The organism is Clostridiaceae bacterium HFYG-1003 (assembly GCA_024579835.1).
Lineage (GTDB): Bacteria > Bacillota > Clostridia > Clostridiales > Clostridiaceae > JG1575.
Genome location: CP102060.1, coordinates 1,060,898 through 1,086,545 on the forward strand (window position 1 = coordinate 1,060,898; position 25,648 = coordinate 1,086,545).

Here is a 25,648-nt window from a genome sequence, read left to right on the forward strand (position 1 = left end):
TGTTTAGCTCAGTTCCCCATTGATGACCAGTTTGACCATGTGGTCGTCAATGATTCGCTTTCCACTTTGGTAACCAAAAATCAGGGTGCTAGTACACACTTGGTTGACTAGCCTGGCGGATCCACCGGAATATCGATAGATTGCCTCAGTAGCCTCATCTGAGAAGAGCTCATGGTCGATCCCGGCATATTCCAGGTGGCGTTTCATGTATCCCTTCACCTGTGAGTGGTCCATCAATTGCATTTTGCACTGGATGTCGATCCGTTGCCGGATCGCCGTATAGGACTGCATCTGGAGCTTCTCCCATAGCTCGACCTGGCCCACCAGTACCAGTGCCATGGGACTGACGGCATCCATCCGGAAGTTGAGGAGAAAACGTACCTCTTCAAGCATTTCTCGATCCAGCAGATGCGCCTCATCGACAACGACCACCGGACGCTTATTGTGGAGTCCTTTCATCAGCTCGATCTCTTTATGCAGCTGGCGTTTGGCATCCCCTCGATAGAATCTTGATTCGGCCCCCAGCTGATCCAGCATCCCTTTGTAGAAATTTCTCGGCGTCATTTTCGAGTCTGCCAGATAGATCAGGGTATATCTGCTGTCATCCAGTTGATCGCGGAATCGGCGAATGGTGGTCGTCTTACCAGTGCCGCACTCTCCGGTGAGTACACAGAAGAGTTGCCGTTCGGCGACATAGGATAATCTGCTCAGAGACTCCTCCAGCGTATTGGAGGGGAATAGTTCCGTCGTCGGCAGATCCCGACAGAATGGAGTTTTCTTGAAGCCATAAAACTCTTCAAACATCACTGCCACCCCCTTTTCTTATGTCTTTGAAAGAGATGGCCGTAGACTGCTGTTTGTCTTTTCGCTTCTGATTCTGCTTTTGGGCACCATCGAGTAACCGGGAAGAGGTTGGCTTGACTGGAGTCAGGAACTCCGGCAGCTGAGGCTTGGGCGCCACCCGCTCCCCAATGACCAGCTTTCTCACCACAAAGGGTTTGTCATCCTGATACTCAATGCTCAATTCCTCGGTGTTACTGGGGTCATAGACCACTTCCACGCTGCGAGCCACATAGGGTAGCCCAACTTCATACTTCGCGCCGCCAAAGCTGATGCAGCCACTCTTATCGACTTTTCTGGTCTCAGCGTGCAAAAAGGCGTTGGCGACCTTCTCCGCTGGCAGATATTTCAAGGGCCTGGGATCCAGATTATACGCCTGATGCGGGGTCGTTCCATTGAGTGCGGTATGCGGTTTGTTCTGGTAGCATTCTTCCAACCAGATCCAGAACCGCTCATTCATAACCTCGAGGGATCGTTCCGAGTTATCGAATTTATACTCATCGAGAAACCGATCGATATTCTGATTGAATTTTTCTATTTTTCCGGTGCCTTCCGGAGAGTAGGGCTTTGCGAAGATCAGCCGGATGCCAAGCTTTGCGCAGGCTCTGGACATCCACTTATTTTTAAACTGGCGGCCGTTATCGAAGTATGCCTGCTCTGGAATTCCCCACTTGAGGATGGCTTTGCGGAAGCAATCCTCAACGATGCTCTGCTCCAGGTTCGAGTAGAACTGGGCATGGAGGATCATCCGGGTAGCGTCGTCCAAAAACGCCACCAGATAGACCTGCTGCGGCTTGTTTCCAGGACCGATCGGCAGGTAACAGCCATACTTGATATCCGAATGCCACAGTTTGTTGCGGGTGCGTTTTTGAAATCGGCGGGTAGCTACCCCGCCAGCGGCATAGATGGCCATATGCTTCCCGCTGTAGCCCTTCTCCTGCAATTTCTCCTGCAGGCTGCTTCGCTTGATCGAGCCAGCTTCGGTGAGGCCTTCCCATTCCATGATTCGAATGATCTCAGCCACACTTCTGGACGGGATCTCTTTGCGCAGCCGCACGGCTTCGTCCAACACCAGCGCCGGGATGGCTCTTGAATCCTGCGATACCCTCGCCTGCGGTATCAGTCCGGAAAATCCCTTCTGCTGATAACTATTCAGATATCGCCGTAAGGTCCGCTCGGAAATCCCAGCCTCGCGGCAGATCTGCTCCTTAAGCACCCGGATCTGCCCCTTGTCCAAGTCATGGGAAAGAAGGGGCGCCAGTAGAATCGCCCGTTGCGTCGCTATTTCCTGTGCTTTTTCCTTGTCCTTCATGTCATGCCTCCATTCAATTTCGAGTGATGACATGATTTTAGAGGACTCCTCGGTGGACACCTATGCCAACTGGGTATGTGGCCATCGGTGATTGTTGACTAAAATCCGGACAACCTTTTTCAGCCAGCCCGCAGGCTCGCCTACAAAGAAGAAAATCCTCTCGAGTATGGACTGAGGCAGATCGGAAAAGTCGACCCCATAGTCCTGAGTGACTGTAGCATATGTACTGAGCAGAGCACCGACTAAAGCGTGGGCTCTGGAGTTGAACCAGGCTCGGACCCGCCGAATGGTCGAATTCTCAACGGGCACCGCTTCATGTTGACCGGTGATGATCTGCTCCAGGATCGTTGTGGTCTGCCGCTTATAGGGAGTTAAGAGATCCGGAAGTTCGTGATGGATCTTCCCGCAACCGGGGTTGGTACAGCGCAGGCGACGAAGCACCAGGATCATGACATCCCCATTCTCGTTGATCACTAATCTCCTGCGGGAGCCAATGACCTTAAGCGACTGATGACAGATGGGACATATGCTTTTCTCCATACTCCGAACAAAAAACACGCTGATCGGGATTCCATTCTAAAACGTATTTTGATATACTGATCATGCTAATAACTTAGTAAGGATCCTCCCTGATGACTCGGCGCTAACCATAGAGTCAGGGAGGATCTCTTTTTGTCCTCCACAATATTATTAGGGACATTATATCCGTCTATTTACGGACAGACAAGGCTGGCTACTAGGGGGTGCGGATAGTATGAGTCTGAATAGATTTGCCTGGAAATAAATGTCCTTTCGTATATGATTAGGCGATTGTGGGAGATAGGTGATCTTATTGACTTGCTAATTAAACCTTGCGATTCTTGATGATTTTTGATATAATAATCGTATGAATAATGATTTAAAAACCCAAGCAGTACGGCTTAGTCCGGAAGAACAATATCAGATTCGCAAGAACATCATCCGACTATCAGAAAAAGGTAAAACGAATGAGGAAATAGCAGAAATCTTAGATGTAAGCTTGCGGCACGTCCAGAACACTAAGAAACAATACAAGGAAGGCGGGATCGCAGGGATCAAGCCCCAAAAGCGTGGTCGCCGAGAGGGTGCGAAACGAACCCTTACTCCTGCCCAGGAAAAGGAAATACAGCAAATCCTGGTTGATAAGACACCGGATCAATTGAAGTTCAAAGACTGCATGTGGAGCAGAAAAACCATTGCAGAGCTCATTTATGAAAAGTATAAAATCAGCCTGCCCGTATCTACTTTAGGGGTCTACTTGGCGCGGTGGGGATTCTCAGTCCAGCGGCCGATGAAACGCGCCTACAAGCAAGACACAGAGAAGGTGCAGCATTGGGTCGAAACTGAGTTTCCTGGCATTACTGAACGAGCAGAGGCTGAGAATGCAGAGATTTTCTTTGGAGATGAAACCGGATTGCAAAATCAGTCAACTTGCTTGCGTGGGTATGCGCCAATCGGTCAAACGCCCGTGGTTCGAACCGAAGCAAAACATATCAAGATCAACATGCTTTCAGCAATTTCCAATCGAGGAAAATTGCGCTTTGTCCTCTATAAAGACAACATGAATGCCGACAAACTGATTGATTTTATGCGGCGGTTGGTGCATGACAGCAAAAAGAAAGTGTTCCTGGTGCTCGATAATCTGCGGGTTCATCATGCTAAAAAAGTCATGGCGTGGGTAGAAAAGCATAAGGAAGAAATTGAGCTATTCTACCTGCCACCGTATGCCCCAGAATACAATCCCGATGAATTGCTCAACAGTGATCTCAAACGTGGCATAAGTAAAAAACCAAGTCCCAGGAGCGATGATGAGCTTGAACATAATGTTCGATCTCATTTAAAAACTGTGCAATTGCGTCCTAATAAAACCAGGGGGTTCTTCCATTCAAAAACTACAAAATATGCCTCTTAATATGCGCAAGGTTTAATCAGGGGAGCAATAACAAAGTACTAGGCAAAAAAATATAGGAGGGAAATATGAAATGAACTTACTTAACAAATTAAGTAATACTACAAAAAAAAGTATTATTGAGCCACGTGAAATTTTCATGTCATTACCACAAAAAAATAAGGCTTATGAATATCCAAGAGATGTTCAAACAGAAGTATGGAAAAATTGGTTTGAGAGAAGAAATCAAAAGAACAACATAATTAAGATGAATACAGGTAGTGGTAAAACATTAGTTGGATTACTAATTTTACAAAGTTGTCTAAATGAAGGCAAAGGTCCTGCGGTATATGTAGTTCCTGATACTTTTTTAGTAAATCAAGTGTGTGAAGAAGCTAGGAAAATAGGGATCTCAGTTACTTTGAATAGAGACGATTATTTATATCAAGATAACCAAGCTATTTTAATCATGAACGTACATGCCTTGGTTAATGGAAAGAGTGTGTTCGGAATGAATCCCAATAGTAATTATCCACTTGGAAGCGTTTTGATAGATGATGTTCACGCTTGTATAGATACTATAAATTCTCAATTTTCATTAAAATTACCTTGTGGGCACGAAGTATACAATAGAATACTTCGTATTTTTGAAGAGAATCTAAAAGCCTATGATAACAAGGCATATCATGATATTGTAAAAATGCGTGACCCTATTAAAAATACATTGGTACCATTTTGGTTTTGGCAACAAAATTTTGATAAAGTCTATGAAGTACTATCGGAATATAAGACATCAGACGAATTGAATAAACAGATATATTTCAATTTACCTCTTGTGGAGGATAGTTTAGAGACGTGCAACTGTATAATTACGGCTAACTACATAGAAATAGTACCAAGCGGGATTAATATATCGAAAATTAAAGAGTTTGAAAAGGCGGAAAGAAGAATCTTCATGAGCGCAACTCTTTCAGATGATAGTGTTTTTATTTCTACATTTGGATTTAATGAAAATGAGTTTGATCAAATAATTACTCCTGAAAATGCAAATGATATTGGTGATCGTTTAATTTTATTTCCAAAGCATTTAAATAGTCGAATAAGTAATGATGATATCAAAGAAAAAATAATAGAACTTTCAAAAAAATATAATGTTGCTGTAATTGTTCCATCCAAAGAAAGAGCTAAGTATTGGGACATCTCGGGAGACCGTGTTGCAAAATCTGATAATATAGCTGAATTAACTTTAAAACTTAAAACTCAAGAACATACAGGGTTAATAGTTTTTGTTAATAGATATGATGGTATAGATTTACCAGACGATGCTTGTAGAATTATCGTCATAGATTCACTTCCGCCGTTTCGGAGTGATTACGAGAAATACGTTTATAGTATTGATAACTCTAGCAAAAATCTCTTAAGAGAAAGAATCCAAAAAATTGAACAAGGAATGGGACGTGGGGTTAGATCAAATAGTGATTCATGTTGTGTAGTATTAATGGGAGATGATTTGACTGATGCTTTGATAAGAAGCAAAGGCTATAAATTATTTAGCAAAGCAACTCTTGAACAATATTGTCTTTCGAAAGAATTATGGGATTTGTTAAAAAATGAATATTCGAATCCATCAGTAAGTACTATTTTTGAATTGGCGGATTATTCACTTAATCGAGATGTGGAATGGATTAAGAAAAGTAGGGATCGCCTTTCTGATATTAAATACTCTTCTAAACCAAATTTTGACAAAGTAATATCTGGTCAGAGAAAAGCTTTTGAATTTGCAACATCAAAACAATGGTTAAAAGCATTAAATGTGATCGATGAAATAATAAACTCTGACATTGAAAATAGTACGAAAGGCTATCTATTTCAAGTCAAAGCTTCTTACATGAATTTCATTGACCGAAGTAAAGCACAAGAGATCTTGCTGGCTGGTCATCAATATAATAATTCAATCCTCAATCCAATTGCAGGTATTCAGTATAATAAATCTATAAATCATCAAAACCAAGCTGTAAGTGTGAATTGTTATATATTAAAGAATGATTTAAATCAAAATGATTATATAATTAAAACGGATTTCATTCTGATGAATTTGGTGTTTAATGCTAATACAGAATGTTTTGAAAGCTCTCTGCAAAGTCTAGGCGATTTATTAGGATTTTCATCGACAAGACCGGATAAAGAAACAAACGGTGCAGGGCCTGATAACCTCTGGGCTTTGGGTGAGAGTAATTACTTATTGATAGAATGCAAAAGTGGAGCGGTCTCTACTACCATTAGTAAAGAATATTGCAATCAATTGGGTGGTTCCGTAAGATGGTTTAAAAAGGTATACGGAAAAGATATGTTCAATACTCCAATTATGGTTCATAAATCAGCAGTAATTGAAAAGAAAGCAACTATGGTTAATACCATGAGAATTATAACAATTGAGCAACTTGAAAAGTTAAAAAATCAAGTAAGCATGTTTGTAAATGCTTTAATTCAAGCTGATAATTGGAAAAACACCGAGAAAATATCTATACTTCTTAAAATGTATAAATTAAGGGGACAAGATATAATTCAAAATTATACGGAAAATCCAAAGCAACAACAGTAACATTATCGAAACTTTTGTATCATCAGGTTTGATTCTGTGTGTCATATAAAAGTTTTACTAAGAATGGTCGAATTTAAAATTAATTAAGAAGCGGTTGCTTCTGCCGGCCCATTTTGTGATCCATTTGACTTACCATATTGTTCCAGAATTGCCGGTTAGGCTGTCCTGGTGTTCTCTCCATCAGGCCCACCGATTATATAGGGACCCCGCTTCGAGACGTCAAGATACCTCTTCATGGTATCTCTCTTGACGGCTCGGCGGGGTCCCTATCTATAATGAGTAGCCCGATGAGATCACATCTCCTCCTTGCCAATGAGCTCAATGCAGCGCTCATCCAGAATTTTCTTGTTTTGCTGGCTTCCGTAGATCAAGGCGTGAGTGCACAGCTTGTTGATTTCTCGGGGACTTCCGTGGGTGTATTTATGAATCTGGCTGATCGCCTCATCCGAGAAGATATCTGACTTTGATTTTGCATAGCGCAGCTGGTGGAGGATATATTCTTTGGTCTGAGACGCATCCATATATCTGGTCTCACACTGGATATTCACCCTTTGGCTGATGGCCAGAGAGCTTTGCTTTTTTTAAAGTAGTTTTCAGCTCGGGCTGACCGGCCAGGATCAGGCTCATCGGACTGTGCGAGTCTACATTCGCATTCAGCATGAATCTTAGCTCCTGCAGCATTTCTCCCCCCAATAGATGGGCCTCATCTACGATGATCACTGGTGTGACATGCTGCAGGGCTGCCAGGACCTCCAGTTCGCGCTGCAAGATTCGTTTGCTGTCCCCACGGTAGAATTTCCCTTCTACCCCAAGCTGGCTTAGGATCCCATTGTAGAAGCGCCTTGGCGAGAGCGAGGAATCCGCAATGTACATGCACCGGTAGCCCCGTCCATCAAGGGTTTCCTTCAACGAGCGGATGATGGTGGATTTTCCGCTGCCACACTCCCCGGTCAACACCGCAAACCAGCGCATCTTCGCAGCGTAGACCAGCCGGGAGAGCACCTCTTCCTGGCCCGCAACGCAGTACAAGTGTTCAACGGGGATATCCCTCGAGAAGGGAGTCTGTTCGAACTCGTAGAACTGCTCAAACATCACACACCCTCATTCTTTTTCATCAGATCACGATAACTTGTCGCTCCTTCACGGGGCAGCTCAACCTGGTTATTTTCCATCGCCTTCAGCATTCTGGAACGAGGTGCTTCCACCAGAGGATCTGGCTTGACCCGTACCTTGACAAATTCACTGACTACCAATGGACGGATGACACGAGGCTCAATGCTGTCATGGTACATCACCAGTTCATCCGGATTCCCCACACGATAGGCCACTTGGACCTTAAAGCCGATGACATCAACTCCAGCTTCCCATTTTCTCGAGTGGTAAGAGATGCAGCCGGTCTTGTCGACCAGTCGAGTCTCGGTCAGCGTGAATGCCAGATTAAGCTCTTCCTGACTCACAAACCTTTGCCGCTTCAGGTCACCCTGATAGGCTTGCTTGGGACTCATCCCGATGCTGGAATGGATTTTCTCGTGGTAGTAGCTCTCCAGCCACAGATCTAACATATGCTGGACTTCTTCCACGGTCTGGGGGTGTTCCAGTTTCATCTCGAGGACAAATTTATCCAAAAGCTTATTAAAAGCCTCCACCTTGCCTTTGCTGGATGGACTGTAGGCCTTTGCTCGAACCAGCTTGACGCCAAGCTTTACGCTGGCCTGGTTGATCTGTCTGCCTACAAATTGTGATCCGTTATCTGTATAGATTCCAGCTGGAACCCCAAACCGTTCAACCGCCCGGCGATAACAGCTCATCACACGATCCGCGGTTTGATCCTCATACACTCCGATCCCTGTGACGTACCTTGTCGCATCATCGATGAACACCACCACATACAGTTGCGTGGCTTTGCGCGTGGCCGTCTTGGGCAGAACCAATAGGTACTTCAGATCAGTTTGCCATAAATCATTGCGATGCTTTCGCTGAAACCTTCGCATAGCGCCTGCAGAGCCCTGTGCGCCCGTATTGAACGCCTTGAGCTGATGGGTGGCATAACCTCGGCGAGACAGGTGGTCCTGCAGGGTCGAGCGCTTGAGTGCACCTTTGGCAACCTTGCCCTCCAGTTCCAGGATGCGGATGATATCCTGAACGCTCCGATTAGGCGCTTCCCGGCGAAGCATCACCGCTTCATCCAGGATCGACTCGGTCACTGATCCCGTCTTGTTGGAGGGTTTCGTGGCTGGGACTAATCCATTAAAGCCTTGCTCTTCATAGGCTTTAAGCCATCGGCGGATCGTTCGTGGGGACAACCCCTCATCCTGGGCGATGGCTTCGATTTTCAGGGTGCGCAAAGCGGGGTCCATCGCTGGACCCATCAATGGGTTTAGGATTTGCGCCCGTTCATAGGCCGTTTCTTCTCTGGTTTTCTTCATAGTCAGATCACTTCTCCTTGAAAATTCAATGTCAAGGAGAGTGTAATCGAATCTGGCTACTTGGCCTATTCCATATCAGGTGGAACGGCCAAAGCCTGTGGTTGACGAGTGTGCTGACCAAATCGAAGAGCGGTAGATCAAGGAGCCTGCTGTCGATCTGTTCGCGATGGACCAATGCGGAAAGAGCATTTTTCAGATATGTCTGCCAGATCCTCCACCACCTTTTCCATCGATCGGGAGTCCGCGGATCCTTGACGATCGCAACGGGCTTCCCGCCAACAGCTCGCTCAATAACTGATCTAAAACACCGTTGTCTGGGGAGAAGGAAGTCTGGCAACTCCAGATGGATCTTGACGCAATCGATGCATCGAAGCCGACGAAGCAAGAAGTAATAGAACGATTCTTCATCGATTCGCACAGAGCGTTTTCTGCTATCGTAGTGATAGAGCCGGCCGGCGCAGATCGGACAGGGGATCGTTTCGATTCCCAATATCACACAGTATCTGATACCATCTATGGTCTTGAACTGTCTTAAAAATTGAGTTATACTAACCATGCTGAAAAGCACCCAATGAGAATCCCGGGAGTGGTCGTCAAACTAGCACCCGGGGTTCTCGCCTTTTTTTGATTTTATCTATGACAATTCTATCCGGCAAATGCGGTTGTGACAACCCGGTAGCTTTCCGACATTTTGATCCGGCCTATACAGCGGTGCTCGAATACGGCACCGTTTCTTTCAGTACGGCATATAGTTATCAAAATATTTTTAAGCATACTCTGTGTGCGGTATGTGAACGCGTGATAAATTATAACAATACATAACTTTATCTTGTGAAAGGGAGTTATGCTTGTGGACAGTAGACGAAAGGATGGTTTTTCATCGGCATATCAGCAATAATGGTAAAAGAGAAACAGAAAATGACGGTATTTTATTAGTTTGAAAATGTTACCGCTTTCTTATTGACAACGGGAAAGACGGTAAATTAATATGATGGTAACGGTTTACTTAATCGATTAAGGAAGGAGGTGGAGCGGACAGCATGTCAGTCACATTGAAAGACATCGCACAGATCGCCGGCGTATCGACGGCAACGGTTTCCAAAGTGATCAGCGGAAAGCATCAGGACATCGGGGAAAAGACCATCGAAAAAATTCGCAAGATTGCCCGGGAACTGGACTATCGGCCCAATTCACTGGCCCGGAGCATGAAGACCAAGGTCACGCGGACCATTGGCCTCATCATTCCGGATGTACGAAACCCCTTCTTTACGGATCTGGCCCGGGGGGCAGAGGACAGTGCCCATGAACGGGGCTACAGTCTGCTGTTTTGCAACTCGGACGACGATCTCAAAAAAGAGATGGAATACATTGACACCCTGACCCAGAAACAGGTGGACGGCATCGCCTTGGCGGCCTCCGTCAAGCGCAACCGGAAGCTGGAAGAAGGCTTCCGAATCTCCGTGCCCATTGTCACGCTGGACCGTGATGTTTATTTCCCCGGCGTGCGGGGCCACATTCACTCGGACAACGAATCCGGTGCCTACGACGCGGTGAAGTACCTGATCAGCCTGGGCCACCGCCGCATCCTGTTCCTGTCGGGCGACCTCACCATCCGCGTCTCCAAAGAACGTCTGGAAGGCTATCGCCGGGCGCTGACCGAAGCCGGCATTGAATACGATGAGAACCTGCTCCTGGGCGGCCCCTTCAGCTTTGAATACGGCTATGAAGCCATGCGCACCTGGGAGATGGATCCCGAAGTCACCGCCATCTTCTGCGGCAATGATCTCATTGCCCTGGGCGCCATCAAGGCGCTGAAGGAGCGCCGGATCAAAGTCCCGCAGGACATCAGCGTCATGGGCTTTGACGACATCTACCTGGCCAGCATCAATACCCCCGGCCTGACGACCATCCGCCAGCCCAGCTATGAACTGGGTTATGCCACCGTCCGCCGCCTCATCGATGTCATCGAAGGCGTGGACCACAGTGACTCCACCATGGTGATCAAACTCGAACTGATCCCCAGGGAAAGCACCGCCAAGCCAAAGAAGAAAGCAGCCCTCGGCTGATTCGATATTACAACTTGAAGGAGATAGGGATGAACAGGATACCCGTAATCATTGATACGGATCCGGGACACGATGATGCCATCGCTCTGATGATGGCCCTGGCCAGCAAGGAGCTGGATATCAGGGGAATCACCATCGTTGCCGGAAACAACACCATTGAGAATAACACCAATAACGCACTGCGATTGCTCGAACACTTCGGACGTGACATCAAAGTCTACCGGGGAGCCGGCCGGCCGCTGGTTCAGATCCAGGAACTGCCCGAGGACATCCACGGCAAATCCGGTATGGACGGCACCAGTCTGCCAGACCTGTGCCAGGGCAAACCGGAAGCCATCAACGCCGTCCAGTTCATGGAAAATGAACTCAAGGCAACCACCGAGCGCATCAAGATCATTGCCATCGGCCCGCTGACCAATATCGCGACCCTCCTGGCCGCGGCCCCGGAAGTGCGCGACCGCATCGACGAGATCGTCATCATGGGCGGAGCGGCCCTGGGCGGAAACAAAACCCCGACCTCCGAGTTCAACATCTGGCAGGATCCCGAAGCCGCCCACATCGTCTTCTCCTCCGGCATACCGCTCACCATGTGCGGTCTGGACGTCACCTACAAGTCCAGCCTGACCGAAGCGGACGTCGCCCGGATCAAGGCCATCGGCAACAAAGCCTCCGCCCTGACCGGCGAGATCCTTGACTTCTACGGACATGCCATTGCCCTGCGCGGCAATCAGGGAATCGCCGTCCACGACGCCGTGGCCGTCGCCAAGATTCTGCGCCCCGAGCTGTTTACCTCCGCTCTCTACAACGTCGTCATCGACCTGGACGGACGATACACCAGAGGCTGCACCGTCACCGATCTGGATGACGTCACCAAAGCCCATAAGAACGTGGAAGTGGTCCTCGATGTGGACCGGTCCGCCTTCGTTGACTATATGGTCGAAGCCTTGACCGCGCTGACCGAGGAGGTGAAGCCCCATGCCTAAGATTCCAATCATCATTGACTGCGACCCCGGTGTGGACGACGCCTACGCGATCATGCTGGCTCACAGCTTCCCCGGCTTCGACATCCGGGCCATCACCCCGGTAGCCGGCAACGTCGAATACCAGCACACCACCCGCAACGCCCTGGACCTGGCCGACATGCTGGGCATTGAAACCCGCGTCGCCAAAGGGGCAGACCGCCCGCTGATCATCGAACTGCAGACCGCAGGGGAGATCCATGGCGGCAACGGCATGGCCGGCTACACGCTGCCCATGGCCAAACGGGACTACGATCCCATGAAAGCCTGGGACGTCATGTACGAAGAAGCTAAGAAATTCCCCGGCGAACTCGAAATCATCGCCGTCGGACCCCTGACCAACGTCGCCATCGCCATCATGAAATACTCCGATCTCAAAGACTACGTCAAGCGCATCGTCATCATGGGCGGCTCCGCCACCGTCGGCAACCACTCCCAGTACGGCGAATTCAACATCTGGGTTGATCCCCACGCCGCCGAAATCGTCTTCCATTCCGGCATCCCCGTGACCATGTTCGGACTCAACGCAACCCGCCAGTCCGCTCTGACCTCCGAGGAAATGTATGAGATGGAACAGCCCGACACCTCCGTGCGCGGTCTCATCGCCGGCATCAACCACTACGTGTTCGGCCTGCGCGACGGCAAGGACTGGGGCGGCACCATCACCCTGCATGATGCCATCACCGTCGCCTACCTCATGGACGAATCCTTCGCCCAGACCAAACCGGCCTACGTGACCTGCGAGTACACCGGCAAAAACACCTACGGCCAGACCGTCTGTGATTTCAAAGGCTTGTGCGGCAAAGCCCCCAACGTGGAGGTTGCCATGGTCACCAACCGGGATCTGTTCAAGCAGATGCTGGCGTCCATGCTCGAGTTCTACAAGAACTGATCTGAAAATACCTGATCTGAAAATACCTGATCTGAAAATACCTGATCTGTCATCCGTAAGCGGCAGCAGGAGGGAACTCCAGCACCCGAACATAAGATGAACTCCGGATCCATTGAAAGATGAGCTCCGGATCAGCCAAAGACGAAACCAAAGTTGAACCAAAGACGAAACCAAAGTTGAACCAAAGACGAAACCAAAGTTGAACCAAAGACCAAACCAAAGTTGAACCAAAGACGAAACCAAAGTTGAACCAAAACCAAGCAAAGATGAACCTCAGGACAACTCAAACAACCAAAGATGAACCGCAGGCAACTCCAAGAACCCAAGATGAACCTGAGACAACTCCAAGAACCCAAGATGACCCTTCAGGACAACCCAAAGACAAAATTCTTCAAAGCCAAAGACAAAAGATTCAATCAAAAAAATCTGTAGAAAACAGGGAGAGAACAAAATGAAGAAGAAACTCATGTCCATCCTGACCACCTCCGTCCTGGCAATCGGCCTTGTTGCCGGATGCACCCCGACCACACCGACCACCACAGCCGGCGGAACCACCCCCGGAACCACTGCTGCCGGAACCACCACAGCCGGAACTTCAGCTGAAACAACGCCTGCCACCACCACGGCATCCGGCGAAAAGCTTAAGGTAACCCTGATTGTCGGCGGTAACCTGGGCGACAAGTCCTTCAATGACTCTGCCTGGGCCGGACTGAAGAAAGCCGAAGCCGAGCTGGGCACCGAAGTGAAGGTCATCGAGCTGGGCGGCGACCCGTCCAAGCAGGAACCCACCGTTCGCGACGTCGCCGATGACGGTACCGACATCATCATGGTTGCTTCCGGCGGACTCATCGAAGCCGTTCAGCTGGTTGCTCCGGAATATCCCGATGTCAAATTCGTTTCCTTCGACGTCAGCCCGTCTTACGCTGTAGAAAACGACAACCTGTACGGCATCATCTTCAAGCAGAATGAAGCCGACTTCCTGGCTGGCGCCATTGCCGGCAAAATGTCCAAATCCGGCGTCATCGGATTTGTCGGCGGACAGGAAAACCCCATCATCAACGACTTCCTCGTAGGCTACATCGACGGAGCCAAGCAGGCGAACCCCGCCATCAAAGTGGCCGTTTCCTTCGTAGGAAACTGGACCGACTCCGCCAAGGGCAAGGAAATGTCCTTCGCGCAGGTTCTCCTGGGTGCGGATGTCCTCCACGGCGTAGCCGGCGGAGCCGGACTGGGCGTCATCGAAGCCGCTGCAGAAAAGAAACTGTGGGCCATCGGCGTTGACTCCGACCAGACCCTGATGTTTGAAGGCGATTCCGCCAAGGCCAATGCCATCGTGACTTCCGCGCTGAAGAACGTCGGCGACACCCTCTACCTCGTGATCAAGAAGCACCAGGAAGGCTCCCTGAACTGGGGCAAGCTGGAATCCTTCGGAATCAAGGAAGGCGCTGTCGGCCTGGCCAGAAATGACAACTACAAGAAGAATGTTCCGGCTGAGGTTCAGACCTGGGTCGATGAACTGGAAAACAAGGTTAAGAACGGCGAGTACACCGTACCGAGCGCCTTCACCATGACCAACGAACAATTTGTCGAACTGAAGAACAGCATCAAGCCATAATCTGGCTGCTTGGAACTCAGGGAGCCGCTGATGGCTCCCTGAATCTTTGAAAAAACTTCGCCATACACTTAGCAGGAGGTGCTATTTTGCCACAGGAAATGATCCTCATGAAAAACATTACCAAAGTCTATCCCAATGGCTTTGTCGCCAACAAGGACATCACGCTGTCCGTTGAAAAGGGCGAGATCCATGGGCTGGTTGGTGAGAACGGTGCAGGGAAAACCACCCTCATGAAGATCCTGTTTGGAATTGAAAATCAGGAAGAGGGCCAGATCTTCATCAAAGGCCAGGAAGTCAAGATCAAGGACCCGCTGCATGCCATCGCCCTGGGCGTCGGCATGGTCCACCAGCACTTCATGCTGGTTCCGTCACTGACCGTGGCCGAAAACATCGTACTGGGCATGGAGCCCAAAAAAGGCATTCGATTTGACATGAAAAAATCCGTGGACATGACCCGCGAGGTCTCCACGAAATATAACCTGGGCGTGGATCCGATGGATCTGGTCGAGGACATCTCTGTCGGCCAGAAACAGAAGGTGGAGATCTTAAAGGCCCTGATCCGGGGCGCTGAAGTGCTCATTCTGGATGAGCCCACCGCCGTACTGACCCCCCAGGAGACCGAAGAGCTCTTCGTCGAGCTCAAGAAGCTGCGCGACGACGGCTACACCATCGTCTTCATCTCCCATAAGCTCAACGAAGTCAAGGAGATCTGCGACCGTGTCACCGTGCTGCGCAACGGCCGCATGATCGGCATGAAGCACATCGATGAAGTCTCCGAGCAGGACATTTCCCGCATGATGGTGGGCCGCGACGTCATCTTAAACATCGAGAAGGACAAGGCTCAGCCCAAGAAAGTCGTGGCCAGCATTGAGCACCTCTACCTGAAGAGCTCTGACGGCAAGGACGTCATCAAGGACGTCAGCTTTACCATCCGTCAGGGCGAGATCGTCGGCATCGTCGGCGTCGAGGGCAACGGCCAGAATGAAGTGACCCAGGTCATGACCGGCCTTATGACCGGCTACGGCGGAGAAGTTATCATCGACGGCAAAAACATCCGGGGACTGTCCATCCGCCAGATCCGCGAAGCGGGCATCTCCCACATCTCCGAAGACCGCATGACCTTCGGCGCGGCCGCCAACGCCAGCGTCAAGGACAACCTGATCTCGGACCGCTACTACAAGAAAGAATTCAACCGGGGACTGCTCAACCACAAGAAAATCGAAGAGCTCTCCGCCGGCCTGATCAAGGACTACAAGATCAAGTGCGACAACCAGGATCAGCCGGTGCGCATGCTCTCCGGCGGCAACATCCAGAAGGTCATCGTGGCCCGGGAATTCACCGCCAACATGAAAGTCATCGTCGCCAACCAGCCGACCCGCGGCATCGACGTCGGCGCCACCGAGTTCATCCGGCGCAAGCTCATTGAGATCGCCCGGGAACAGAACGTCGGCGTGCTCCTGGTGTCCGCGGACCTCAACGAGGCCCTGGAAACCAGCGACAGCATCATCGTCATGCACAACGGCGAAATCGTCGCCTACTTTGAGGATGCCTCGCAGATTACCGAATTCACCCTGGGTGAATACATGCTGGGCATCAACAAACAGACTCCGGAAGAATTGAGGAGGGCAGTCTATGAACACCAAACAAATTGAGCGCAGATATGATCTGCTGCGGACCCTCATCGCCATCGGCATCGCCCTGGTGCTGGCCCTTCTGGTCATCGCTTCCATCAGTGATGCCCCCTTTGAGGCGATGAAGAACTTTCTGATCGGTCCGCTCTCATCCTTCCGGCGCTTTGCCAACGTCATCGAACTCATGATCCCCATCACCTTTACGGCGCTGGGCATCTGCATCCTGTTCCAGGCCGCCCAGTTCAACCTGATCGGGGAAGGGGTCTTCTACTTCTCCGGCGCCTTTGCCGCCTGGCTGTCCCTGAACATTTCCATGCCCACCGGCCTGCATGCCGCTGTGGTCATCATCCTGTCCGCTCTGGTCGGCGGTGTCATCGCCCTGATCCCGGCCGTGCTCAAGGTCAAGTGGAAGGCCAGTGAAGTCGTCTCCTCCATCATGATGAACTATGTCCTGTATTTTGCCGGCATGTACGTCCTGATGTATCATATGAAAGACATGGCTTCCGGCTTCAACGCCTCGTATCTCATCCCCAAGACGGCCAAGCTACCGGTTCTGATCTCCAAGACCCGGATCCATGCCGGTCTCCTCCTGGTCGTCGTTATGATCGTTCTGGTCTACCTGTTCCTCTACAAGAGCAAATGGGGCTATGAACTGCGCATGACCGGTGAAAACCAGAACTTCGCCAAATACTCCGGCATCAAGGTCAACCGCGTCATTCTCCTGGCGAGTCTGTTGGGCGGAATCCTGGCCGGCATGGGCGGCGCCACCGAGATCCTCGGCATGTACACCCGCTTTCAGTGGGAAAAGCAGCCCGGCTACGGCTGGGACGGCATGCTGGTCGCCATCCTGGCCAAAAAGAACCCGGCCCTGGTACCCTTTGCCGCGTTCTTCCTGGCGTACCTGCGCATCGGCGCCGACGTCATCTCCCGGACCTCGGACATTCCCGTGGAATTCGTCCAGGTCATCCAGGCCATCGTCATCATGTTCATCGCCGCCGAGATGTTCCTCTCCGGCATGAAGCACCGCGCCATCACCAAGGCATCCCGCAAAGAACTGGAACTGAAGGAGGGCAAATAGCATGGATCTGAATCTGACTACCATCGCCAGCATCCTGTATTCCATCATCCGCGTCTCCACGCCCATCATCTTTGCCGCCATGGCCGCCCTGGTCTCGCGCAAAGCCGGCCTGACCAACATGGCCGTGGAAGGTATCATGCTTATCTCCGCCCTTACCGGCGTTGTCGTATCCGCTGCCACCGGCAGCCTCGTGCTGGGCATTCTGATTGCCCTGTTAGCCGGTGTCCTGTTCGCGTTCTTCATCGCGTATCTGTCGCTGCGGCTCAAGGCCGACATGGTCCTGACCTGCATCGCGGCCAACCTCCTGGCATCGGGACTCACCATCGTGGTCATGTTCCTCGCCTCCGGCGACAAGGGAACTTCTTCGAACCTGAAGAGCCTGGTGGTGCCCGAACTGCAAATCCCGCTGCTGTCCTCGATCCCGTTCCTCGGAGCGGTCTTCTCCAACCACAATGCCATGACTTACCTCGCGTTCCTGACCGTCTTCCTCGTCAATTTCTTCATTTTCAAGACGCCCCAGGGACTGCGCATCCGGTCCGTCGGAGAAAATCCCAATGCCTCCGAATCCGTCGGCATCGACGTGGAACGCATCCAGATCAGCTCCTTCGTCATCAGCGGCTTCATCGGCGCCCTGGGCGGCATCTACATGTCCATGGGCTATGTTTCCTGGTTTGCCCGCGACATGGTGGCCGGCCGCGGCTTCATCGGTCTGTCAGCCATGAACCTGGGCAACGGCTCCCCCCTGGGCAGCCTCCTGGCCTCCGTCATTTTCGGAAGCGCCGACGTGGCGGCCAACTCCCTCCAGGCCTTGAAGATTCCCGCCGAGTTTGTTCAAATGATCCCCTACGTCTCCACCATCGTGGGACTGGTGATCTTCTCCATCATCCGGGAACGGAATGTCAAAAAGAAAAAGAAAGTGGAAGCATAATCCCGCGATCCGGTGAACCGCCGATCCGAAAGGAGGAGGGAAGATGATCCGAAAAGAACCATCCGACGTAATCCTGAAGAAATCGATCCTGATCAGCTTCTCCACGGTGCTGATTGCCCTGGGCATTACCTTGTTTCTGCAAAGCCGCCTGGGCTCAGACCCCATCACCGTCTGGATTGACGGCCTGCGCCTGTCGCTGGCGCTCCCCATGGGTACCGCTTCGCTGTACAATAACCTGGTCATGTTGGCCCTGGCCATCCTGTTTGCCCGCAAGTACATCCACATCGGCACCGTCATCGGCGCCGTTGTGACCGGACCCCTGATGAATCTGTTCGATCCCGTCATCCTTAAGATCTTCGGTGCCGACCCCCGCCTGGGCACCCGCATCGGCATGATGCTCCTGGGGCAGGTGGTCCTGTGCTATGCCATTGCCCTGAACCTGTCGGTGAAGTTTGGCTTTGGCACCGTGGATTCCCTGCTGGTTCGGCTGTGCGAAAAATTCCGGCTCAAGTACAAGGTGATCAAGATGCTGTCCGACCTGATCTATACCATCGCCGGCATCCTGCTGGGCGGCGTGTTCGGGTTCGGCTCCGTCATCTCGGTACTCACCGGCGGACCGCTGATCGCCTGGTTTATGGAAAAGTTCACCGAACCCATGGCCCATCAACTGCATTTGAACGAAAACCCGATACGCGAGGAGTGAAAGAATGAAAATCTGCTGCTTCGGTTCTTTGAATATCGATATGGTTTTCTCGGTTCACGAATTCGTGCAACCCAAGGAAACCATCCAGTCAAAGGGCCTTGCCCTGTACCCCGGCGGCAAAGGCCTGAATCAGGCTATGGCCATCAAGAAATCCGGGGCCACCGTACTCATGGCCGGATCCGTCGGACCAGACGGTGCCATGCTCCTGGAAGTCTGCGATGAGAACGGCCTGGACCGAAGCCTTGTCCGCACCCTGGACATCGGAACCGGCACCGCCGTCATTCAGGTCAACGACACCGGCGAAAACTGCATCATCCTCTACGATGGTGCCAACAAGCAAAACGACACCCCCTTCATCGATACGGTACTCGATCAGCTCCACCGCGGCGACTTCCTGGTCCTCCAGAACGAAGTCAACAACCTCGGCTACCTGATCACCCAGGCCCACGAGAAAGGCATCAAAATCTTCCTCAACCCGTCACCCATCGATGAGACCCTTAAGAACCTGCCCCTGAACCTGTGCGATTATCTCATCGTCAATGAAGTGGAAGGACAGCTTCTCTCCGGCGAGACCGCACCCGATGCGATCCTCACCGCCATGAGCAGCCAGTATCCCAATTCCAACATCATCCTGACCCTGGGCGCGGACGGCGTGCACTACACGTCCCCTGTGGAAGGTTCCGGCCACCAGCGTGCCTTCCGGGTCAAAGCCGTGGATACCACCGGCGCCGGCGATGCCTTCACTGGCTACTTCATCGGCATGACCGCCAAATACAAAGGCATGCCCGAATCCATCGCCGTCGCCCAGAAAGCTGCCGCCATCTCCGTGACCCGCAAAGGCGCCGCCGTCTCCATCCCATACCTGGATGAAGTCATGGCAGCCTCCATGGACTAAACGGTCAATCCACAACGACAAACGGTCCATCACAGGAACAGATCCCGCAACAACCGACATCAACGGAACCGACATGAAAGATACTGACAGCAGGCCCTGGAAACAGACTGCTTGAACGGGCAGCGGGCATGAACCCCATGACCCGCCTCCCAACGGGACAAAGGGAACAGGCCGCTGCCGCAAGGACAGCGGCCTGTTCCCGTATAAGAACCACGAACGACCAGGAGTGATGACCCCAGTGACATAAGCCCCCGGCCTCATAAACTGGGAAGAGCGATGCATAACAGAACAAGAACAAGCCATATGTTCCAACGAGCCAAGAGGCATCAGAACATCTGATCCACAAGGAAGCGAATGCCGCAATAGAGGAATCAGAGCAGTACATCAGGAATAACCGGAAGGGGAGGAGGAAGAGCATTGAAAGACAGACAAGATAGGGAAGACGTGAATGAAATGAAAGACAGACAAAATTTGAATGACATGAAAGACAGGAAAGACATCCAAAGCAGGGAAGAACTCAAAAGCGGAGAAAATAAAAAGAACCGGAAAGAGGAGATGGAAAAGATCATCGATTCGATCCGGGAGGAGCTTCTGGCGCTGGGGCGGGATCTGTTTGAACACCCGGAACTGGGGTTCAAAGAATTCCGAACGAGAGATCAGGCGGCATCGTTCCTGGAGCGTCACGGCATGTCCGTGGAAACCGGACTGTCCATGACCGGCTTTCGCTGTACGCTGGGGCAGGGGGAGGGGCCGCACATCGCGTTAATCGCGGAACTGGATGCCATTCCCACTCCGGGGCATCGCTGCGCCAGTACGGATCAGGGGGCCGCTCATGCCTGTGCTCACTCCAATCAGCTGACGATCATGCTGGGGGTGATGAAAGCCATTCATGACTCCGGCGTCCTGGCGGGAACGGGCTGCCGCGTCAGCCTCATCGGTACTCCGGCGGAGGAGTTCACCGACTTTGCCTTCCGCCGCAGCCTCATGGAACAGGGCCTCATCCGCCACATGTCCGGCAAGCAGGATATGATCCGCTGCGGCGTGTTCGACGACATCGATCTGGCCATTTCCTGCCATACCATGGGCGGGGTGCCGGACCGGGCCGGAGACATCAATTCCTCCCTCAATGGCTTCCTGTCCAAGCAGATCACTTATACCGGCCAGGCCGCCCACGCCGGCGCCACCCCGCATCTGGGGGTAAATGCCCTTCAGGCGGCCAACATCGGACTGATGGCCGTCAATGCCCAGCGCGAGACCTTCCGGGAAGACGACATGATCCGGGTGCACGGCATCATCACCGAAGGCGGCCAGACCGTCAATTCCGTCCCCGAACGGGTTCGCCTGGATTACTACGTCCGGGGCCGCACCCTGGAAGCCATGGCCGATGCCAGCCGCAAGGTCAACCGCTCCTTTGAGGCCGGAGCCCATGCCATGGGCGCTCAGGTCCTCATCACAGACACCCCGGGATACCTGCCCCTGGCTCAGTGCCGTGATCTCTCCGCCGTGCTGCGCGGCAATCTGACTCGCTTCATCGGGGAAGATGCCATCATCGACGGCCAGCGCTCCTTTGCCTCCGGCGACATCGGCGACCTGGGCGCACTGATGCCCGTCATCCAGTTCGGGTTCGGCGGCTTTTCCGGCAACGTCCATGGACCTAATTTTGAGATCGCCGATGAAGAAATGGCCTACCTCATTCCCGCCAAAGCCGTCACCGGCACCATTGTTGATCTGGTGATGAATCAGGGGGCTCTGGCCCGGACCATTCGGGAGAACAACCCGCCCCGCCTGACCCGGGCGCAGTATCTGGCCGACTGGCTGGGCATTGCAGCGGACGCAGAGACCGCTTCAGCGGAAGCCGATCCCGCTTCAGCGGAAGCAACACAGGCATGCGAGGAGGCAGACGCATGAAGACCGGAATCAAAAACGGCTGGATCATCACCATGGATCCCCAACGGACTGTTTATGAGAACGGCTGGCTCCTCATCGAGGAGGGCCGCATTGCCGCCCTGGGGGCAGGGGAACCGTCGGAATGGGTGAGGGACGAGACCATCGACTGGATCGATGCCGGGGGCAGCCTGGTGCTGCCGGGGTTTGTCAACTGCCACACCCACATCTCCATGTCCCTGTTCCGCAGCCTGGGCGAGGACATGCCCGACCGGCTGCGCCGCTACATGTTCCCCCTGGAAGACGAACTGCTGGATCCGGAAATGGTCGCAGCCGGTGCGCGGCTCAGCCTGCTGGAGCTGATCCAGGGCGGCGTCACCACCTTCTGTGACATGTACTACTTTGAAGAAGAGGTCGCCAAAGCCGTCCAGGCGGCCGGAGTCCGCGCCGTCCTGGGGCAGACCATTCTGGGCAAGCCGGCGCCGGACGCCCCGCAGCCCTATGGCGGCATCGACCGGGCCTGTCAGTTTATCGAAGCCTGGCGCGGGCACTCCCTGATCACGCCGGCCTTTGCTCCCCATGCGCCCTATACCTGCGATGAGGAGCACCTGCAGATCATCAATCAGCTGTCCGAATCCTATGGCGTTCCCGTAGTCATGCACCTGGCCGAAATGACCTTTGAGGTGGAGGAGTTTGCCCGGCGCTATGGCAAAAGCCCGGTGCAGCAGATGGAAGCCGTTGGCCTTCTGACCGATCGGCTCATCGCCGCCCACCTGGTCTATGTGGACGAGGCCGATATCCGCGCCCTGGTCCGCCATGGCGTGGGCGGAGCCCATAACGTGGCCGCCAATGCCAAAAGCGGGCGCATCATTTCACCGGCGCCGGCCATGCATCAGGCCGGGCTCGCCCTGGGACTGGGCACCGACGGCCCCATGAGCGGAAACCACCAGGATATCCAAAGTCTTTTGAGCACCTATACCCGGACCCACAAGCAGAAGGCGCTGGACAACCGCCTCTGTCCGGCCGCCGAAGCTCTTGAACTGGCCACCATCGGCGGAGCCAGAGCCCTGAAGCTGGATCACCTCATCGGCTCCCTCGAAGCGGGCAAACAGGCTGACCTGATCTTCCTGGACACCAAAGCGCCCAACATCCAGCCGATCTATGATCCATATTCCGCTATCGTCTATGCGGCTCACCCTCACAACATTACGCTGACCATGGTCAGCGGCCGCATCCTGATGCAGGACCGGAAGATGAAAACGCTGGATCAGGAACAGATCCTGGAACAGGTCCGGCAGGAGACCCGGCGCATTGCCCGGTTTGCCCGGGAGCTGGATGCGCGGGCCCGGGTATAATCCGGTTGGAAATGTGAAAAACTGTGCTGTATCATAGGAAAAATGCTCCTGAAGCATTGCGGCGCCTCATGAAATCCCATAAAATAAGGAAGAACCCCTGTCCAGGCGGCCTGGATCCCGATCGGATCCCACGGTACGCCTGGACATTGGCTTCGGACTGAACGAACTGATGTATCAAAGGAGATTTCCATGAAGAAACGAACGCTGGCCCTTGCCCTGTTTTTCCTGATGATTTTCGCAGCCGCGCCGCCGGCATTTGCCGCCACCGTCTACACCGTTCACTCCCGGATCCCCGTCTATCTGGATTCCTATCAGGCAGCCCAGACGGCTGACCCGGCCGGAACCTATGAAGCCGGCACTTATTATCTCTACAAGACCTTCAACGGAATGGTCAATGTTTCCCGGGAGGAAGGTCAGCCCGGCGGCTGGATCAACCCGTCGGAGAATATCCGGACTTATGGATCCTATGTCACCACCGCTTCGGTGAATTTCCGGACCGGTCCGGGGACCGCCTATGCCGTGATCCAGAAGCTGGAACAGGGCGTGGAAGTGGAGCTGATTGCCAAAACCACCTCCACCTGGTACAAAGTCCGGTCTCAGGGCAAGATCGGATATCTCTCTGCCAAATACCTCAAGGCCATTGAGGTGGAAGTGCCTTCCCAGGACTATATCACCATTGCCAGCGTCAATTTCCGGACCGGACCGGGATCGGGCTATCCGCTGATCAGCTACCTGTCGGCAGGCACCCGGGTTCAGCTCCTGGGCTACGCCGGAGCAGACTGGCTCAAGATTTCTTATGGCGGACGTACCGGCTATGCCTTTGCCAGATATCTGGCCGAGGCGGGCAGTCCCGAAGATCCGGGGGATCCAACCCGGGAAGTTTCCATCGTGCCCTATGTGACCCGAACCTCGGTCAATCTGCGGACCGGCCCGGCCTCGACCTACCCGCTGATTCGGAATCTGCCGGCGGGAACCACTCTGTCCTATATCGGTCTGGTCAAGGAAGGCTGGGCTCAGGTCCGAACCGCCGGCCGTACCGGCTATCTGACCCTGTCCTACATCACGCCGGTGATGCTGCAGCAGCCCGTTGCCCGCCGCGCCGTGTTTGAAGGCGCCAAGCCTTATGTTCTGAACGCTCAGGGCGATGTCCGCAGCGGTCCCGGGACCGGCTTCAGCCGAACAGCCCGCCTTAATCCCGGCACGGCAGTAGGCGTGGTCTCCCTGGTGGATTCCTGGGCAAAGATCGTCTATGATACGACAGCCGGCCGGCAGACCGGGTACATGAATACAGCGTTTGTCTCGCCCCAGGCTCTCAGCGCTTCGGCCAAACCCCGCATCGGCATTGCCTGGTCAACCTATCCCCTGAAGTACTATGTGGATGCCGTGACCCGGGCCGGGGGCGAAGCCGTCCTCCTGCCGAAAGTGACGACCCGGGCCCAGGCCAGAGCAGCTCTGGATTCGGTATCCGGCATCATTTTCCCCGGCGGCGCAGCGGTGGATTCCCGCTACTATTACGGGGCGTATTATGGCGACGGACAGGTACCGGGCAGCGAGAACAACGTGTCCGATTACCACCTGATGCGCGAAGCCATGAACCGGGATCTTCCCACCCTGGGCGTATGCCGCGGATTCCAGCTCATGAACGCGCTCTCCGGCGGATCCCTGACCAATCTGGTCACCACCGATTATGAACGATCCCTGATCCACCGCGATCCCAGCAAGAATGCTTTCTACTACCATGACATCGACATTGTGTCCGGTACCCGCCTTGCCAGTCTGGTAGGCGCCGGCCGCGACAACGTCAACTCCTACCACCGCTTCATCATCAAGACCCTGGGCCAGGACTTGAAAATCAGCGCCCGAAGCACCGACGGCGGCATCGAAGGCATCGAAGCCACCGATAAAACCTTCTTCCTGGGCATCGCCGCCCATCCGGAACGCATGTACAGCGACGGCAACACCATCTATCACAGCCTGTTCGTTGAACTGGTGGAACAGTCCCGTTAGCGGGATTCGGCTGCCGGAATGGTCTTATGACGGAGTCCACGGGTCAAAGAACAGACTGCCGGCAGAGCGGACGGATGACAATCGGAGGTTGAAAGCGAGAACTCTGAACAGGCGGTGTGCAGCCAGATCTCCGGCTTCAGGCAAATCCGATGAAGCCAATCAGACATTATGGCAGCAAGTTACCCTGGGGTGATGACAGCAAGCCACTCTGAATTTTAAAAAAGCAAGCCACCCTGAGAATTCGACAGCAAGCCACCCTGCAGCCGCACCAGGGTGGCTTGCTCCTGCCATCCGGCCGATGAGCGAAGTGCATTCCATTGATGAAGTGAAGTGTACTCCGGGGGATGAAGTGAAGTGCATTCCGGAGGATGCAGTGAAGTGTACTCAGACGGATGGAGTGACGTAGATTCCGGGTGTTGCAGTGAAGTTGATTCCGGGTAATGCAGGAAGAGGATTTCCGGGGATGCAGGAAGTACATTCCGAGTGCTG

Annotated in this window: 20 protein-coding genes; 14 read left to right on the top strand and 6 right to left on the bottom strand. The window is 52.8% G+C overall.

Annotation, left to right across the window (positions count from 1 at the left end; translation table 11 throughout):
• Positions 1 to 3 precede the first annotated feature (3 nt).
• Genes NQU17_04885 through NQU17_04895 form a run of 3 tightly spaced genes read right to left on the bottom strand, consistent with a single transcriptional unit; the run spans position 4 to position 2,692 of the window.
• Positions 4 to 804, bottom strand: a complete 801-nt coding sequence (locus tag NQU17_04885; protein UUM12899.1) for an AAA family ATPase — start codon at positions 802 to 804, stop codon at positions 4 to 6.
• Complete coding sequence (locus tag NQU17_04890; protein UUM12900.1) at positions 797 to 2,185, bottom strand: DDE-type integrase/transposase/recombinase; 1,389 nt, start codon at positions 2,183 to 2,185, stop codon at positions 797 to 799. The genes NQU17_04885 and NQU17_04890 overlap by 8 nt, the downstream gene beginning before the upstream one ends.
• 27 nt (positions 2,186 to 2,212) lie before the next feature.
• Positions 2,213 to 2,692: a DUF6431 domain-containing protein gene (locus NQU17_04895; protein UUM12901.1), complete on the bottom strand. Its 480-nt coding sequence runs from the start codon at positions 2,690 to 2,692 to the stop codon at positions 2,213 to 2,215.
• A 346-nt stretch (positions 2,693 to 3,038) separates the two neighbouring features.
• Between NQU17_04895 and NQU17_04900 the strand changes: the two genes are divergently transcribed.
• On the top strand, positions 3,039 to 4,082 hold the full coding sequence (locus tag NQU17_04900; protein UUM12902.1) for an IS630 family transposase: 1,044 nt from the start codon (positions 3,039 to 3,041) through the stop codon (positions 4,080 to 4,082).
• A 70-nt stretch (positions 4,083 to 4,152) separates the two neighbouring features.
• Positions 4,153 to 6,660, top strand: coding sequence for a DEAD/DEAH box helicase family protein (locus NQU17_04905; GenBank protein ID UUM12903.1), 2,508 nt, complete (start codon positions 4,153 to 4,155; stop codon positions 6,658 to 6,660).
• 293 nt (positions 6,661 to 6,953) lie between these two features.
• Here the strand turns inward: NQU17_04905 and NQU17_04910 are convergent, their stop codons facing one another.
• From NQU17_04910 to NQU17_04920, 3 genes are read right to left on the bottom strand one after another with little or no spacing between them, the layout of a single operon-like run.
• Positions 6,954 to 7,181: a general secretion pathway protein gene (locus NQU17_04910; GenBank protein ID UUM12904.1), complete on the bottom strand. Its 228-nt coding sequence runs from the start codon at positions 7,179 to 7,181 to the stop codon at positions 6,954 to 6,956.
• 10 nt (positions 7,182 to 7,191) lie between these two features.
• Positions 7,192 to 7,752 (bottom strand): ATP-binding protein, encoded by a 561-nt coding sequence (locus tag NQU17_04915; GenBank protein UUM12905.1) that lies wholly within the window; start codon positions 7,750 to 7,752, stop codon positions 7,192 to 7,194.
• Positions 7,752 to 9,086 carry a DDE-type integrase/transposase/recombinase gene (locus NQU17_04920; GenBank protein ID UUM12906.1) on the bottom strand — a complete coding sequence of 445 codons (1,335 nt, stop codon included), beginning with the start codon at positions 9,084 to 9,086 and terminating at the stop codon, positions 7,752 to 7,754. Before NQU17_04920 ends, NQU17_04915 begins: the two co-directional genes overlap by 1 nt.
• A gap of 1,040 nt (positions 9,087 to 10,126) precedes the next feature.
• On the opposite strand from NQU17_04920, the gene NQU17_04925 reads away from it, so the two are divergent.
• The 12 genes from NQU17_04925 (at position 10,127) to NQU17_04980 (ending at position 25,159) form a co-directional block, all read left to right on the top strand.
• Positions 10,127 to 11,152 (top strand): LacI family transcriptional regulator, encoded by a 1,026-nt coding sequence (locus NQU17_04925; GenBank protein UUM12907.1) that lies wholly within the window; start codon positions 10,127 to 10,129, stop codon positions 11,150 to 11,152.
• 29 nt (positions 11,153 to 11,181) lie between these two features.
• A complete protein-coding gene (locus NQU17_04930) occupies positions 11,182 to 12,135 on the top strand; it encodes a nucleoside hydrolase (protein ID UUM12908.1) in 954 nt (317 codons plus the stop codon).
• Complete coding sequence (locus tag NQU17_04935) at positions 12,128 to 13,063, top strand: nucleoside hydrolase (GenBank protein ID UUM12909.1); 936 nt, start codon at positions 12,128 to 12,130, stop codon at positions 13,061 to 13,063. Before NQU17_04930 ends, NQU17_04935 begins: the two co-directional genes overlap by 8 nt.
• Before the next feature lie 451 nt (positions 13,064 to 13,514).
• Positions 13,515 to 14,678 carry a BMP family ABC transporter substrate-binding protein gene (locus NQU17_04940; GenBank protein UUM12910.1) on the top strand — a complete coding sequence of 388 codons (1,164 nt, stop codon included), beginning with the start codon at positions 13,515 to 13,517 and terminating at the stop codon, positions 14,676 to 14,678.
• A gap of 86 nt (positions 14,679 to 14,764) precedes the next feature.
• Positions 14,765 to 16,330 (top strand): ABC transporter ATP-binding protein, encoded by a 1,566-nt coding sequence (locus NQU17_04945; GenBank protein UUM12911.1) that lies wholly within the window; start codon positions 14,765 to 14,767, stop codon positions 16,328 to 16,330.
• Complete coding sequence (locus tag NQU17_04950; protein ID UUM12912.1) at positions 16,311 to 17,387, top strand: ABC transporter permease; 1,077 nt, start codon at positions 16,311 to 16,313, stop codon at positions 17,385 to 17,387. Before NQU17_04945 ends, NQU17_04950 begins: the two co-directional genes overlap by 20 nt.
• A 1-nt stretch (position 17,388) precedes the next feature.
• The gene (locus tag NQU17_04955; protein ID UUM12913.1) at positions 17,389 to 18,315 is read left to right on the top strand and encodes an ABC transporter permease; all 927 of its coding nucleotides are present in this window, start codon (positions 17,389 to 17,391) and stop codon (positions 18,313 to 18,315) included.
• Between the two features lie 43 nt (positions 18,316 to 18,358).
• A complete protein-coding gene (locus NQU17_04960; protein UUM12914.1) occupies positions 18,359 to 19,018 on the top strand; it encodes a hypothetical protein in 660 nt (219 codons plus the stop codon).
• Between the two features lie 4 nt (positions 19,019 to 19,022).
• The gene (locus tag NQU17_04965; GenBank protein UUM12915.1) at positions 19,023 to 19,913 is read left to right on the top strand and encodes a ribokinase; all 891 of its coding nucleotides are present in this window, start codon (positions 19,023 to 19,025) and stop codon (positions 19,911 to 19,913) included.
• 417 nt (positions 19,914 to 20,330) lie between these two features.
• Positions 20,331 to 21,821: an amidohydrolase gene (locus tag NQU17_04970; protein ID UUM12916.1), complete on the top strand. Its 1,491-nt coding sequence runs from the start codon at positions 20,331 to 20,333 to the stop codon at positions 21,819 to 21,821.
• Positions 21,818 to 23,152, top strand: a complete 1,335-nt coding sequence (locus tag NQU17_04975; protein ID UUM12917.1) for an amidohydrolase — start codon at positions 21,818 to 21,820, stop codon at positions 23,150 to 23,152. Before NQU17_04970 ends, NQU17_04975 begins: the two co-directional genes overlap by 4 nt.
• A 189-nt stretch (positions 23,153 to 23,341) precedes the next feature.
• Positions 23,342 to 25,159 carry a gamma-glutamyl-gamma-aminobutyrate hydrolase family protein gene (locus NQU17_04980; GenBank protein ID UUM12918.1) on the top strand — a complete coding sequence of 606 codons (1,818 nt, stop codon included), beginning with the start codon at positions 23,342 to 23,344 and terminating at the stop codon, positions 25,157 to 25,159.
• The last annotated feature ends 489 nt before the right edge of the window (positions 25,160 to 25,648 follow it).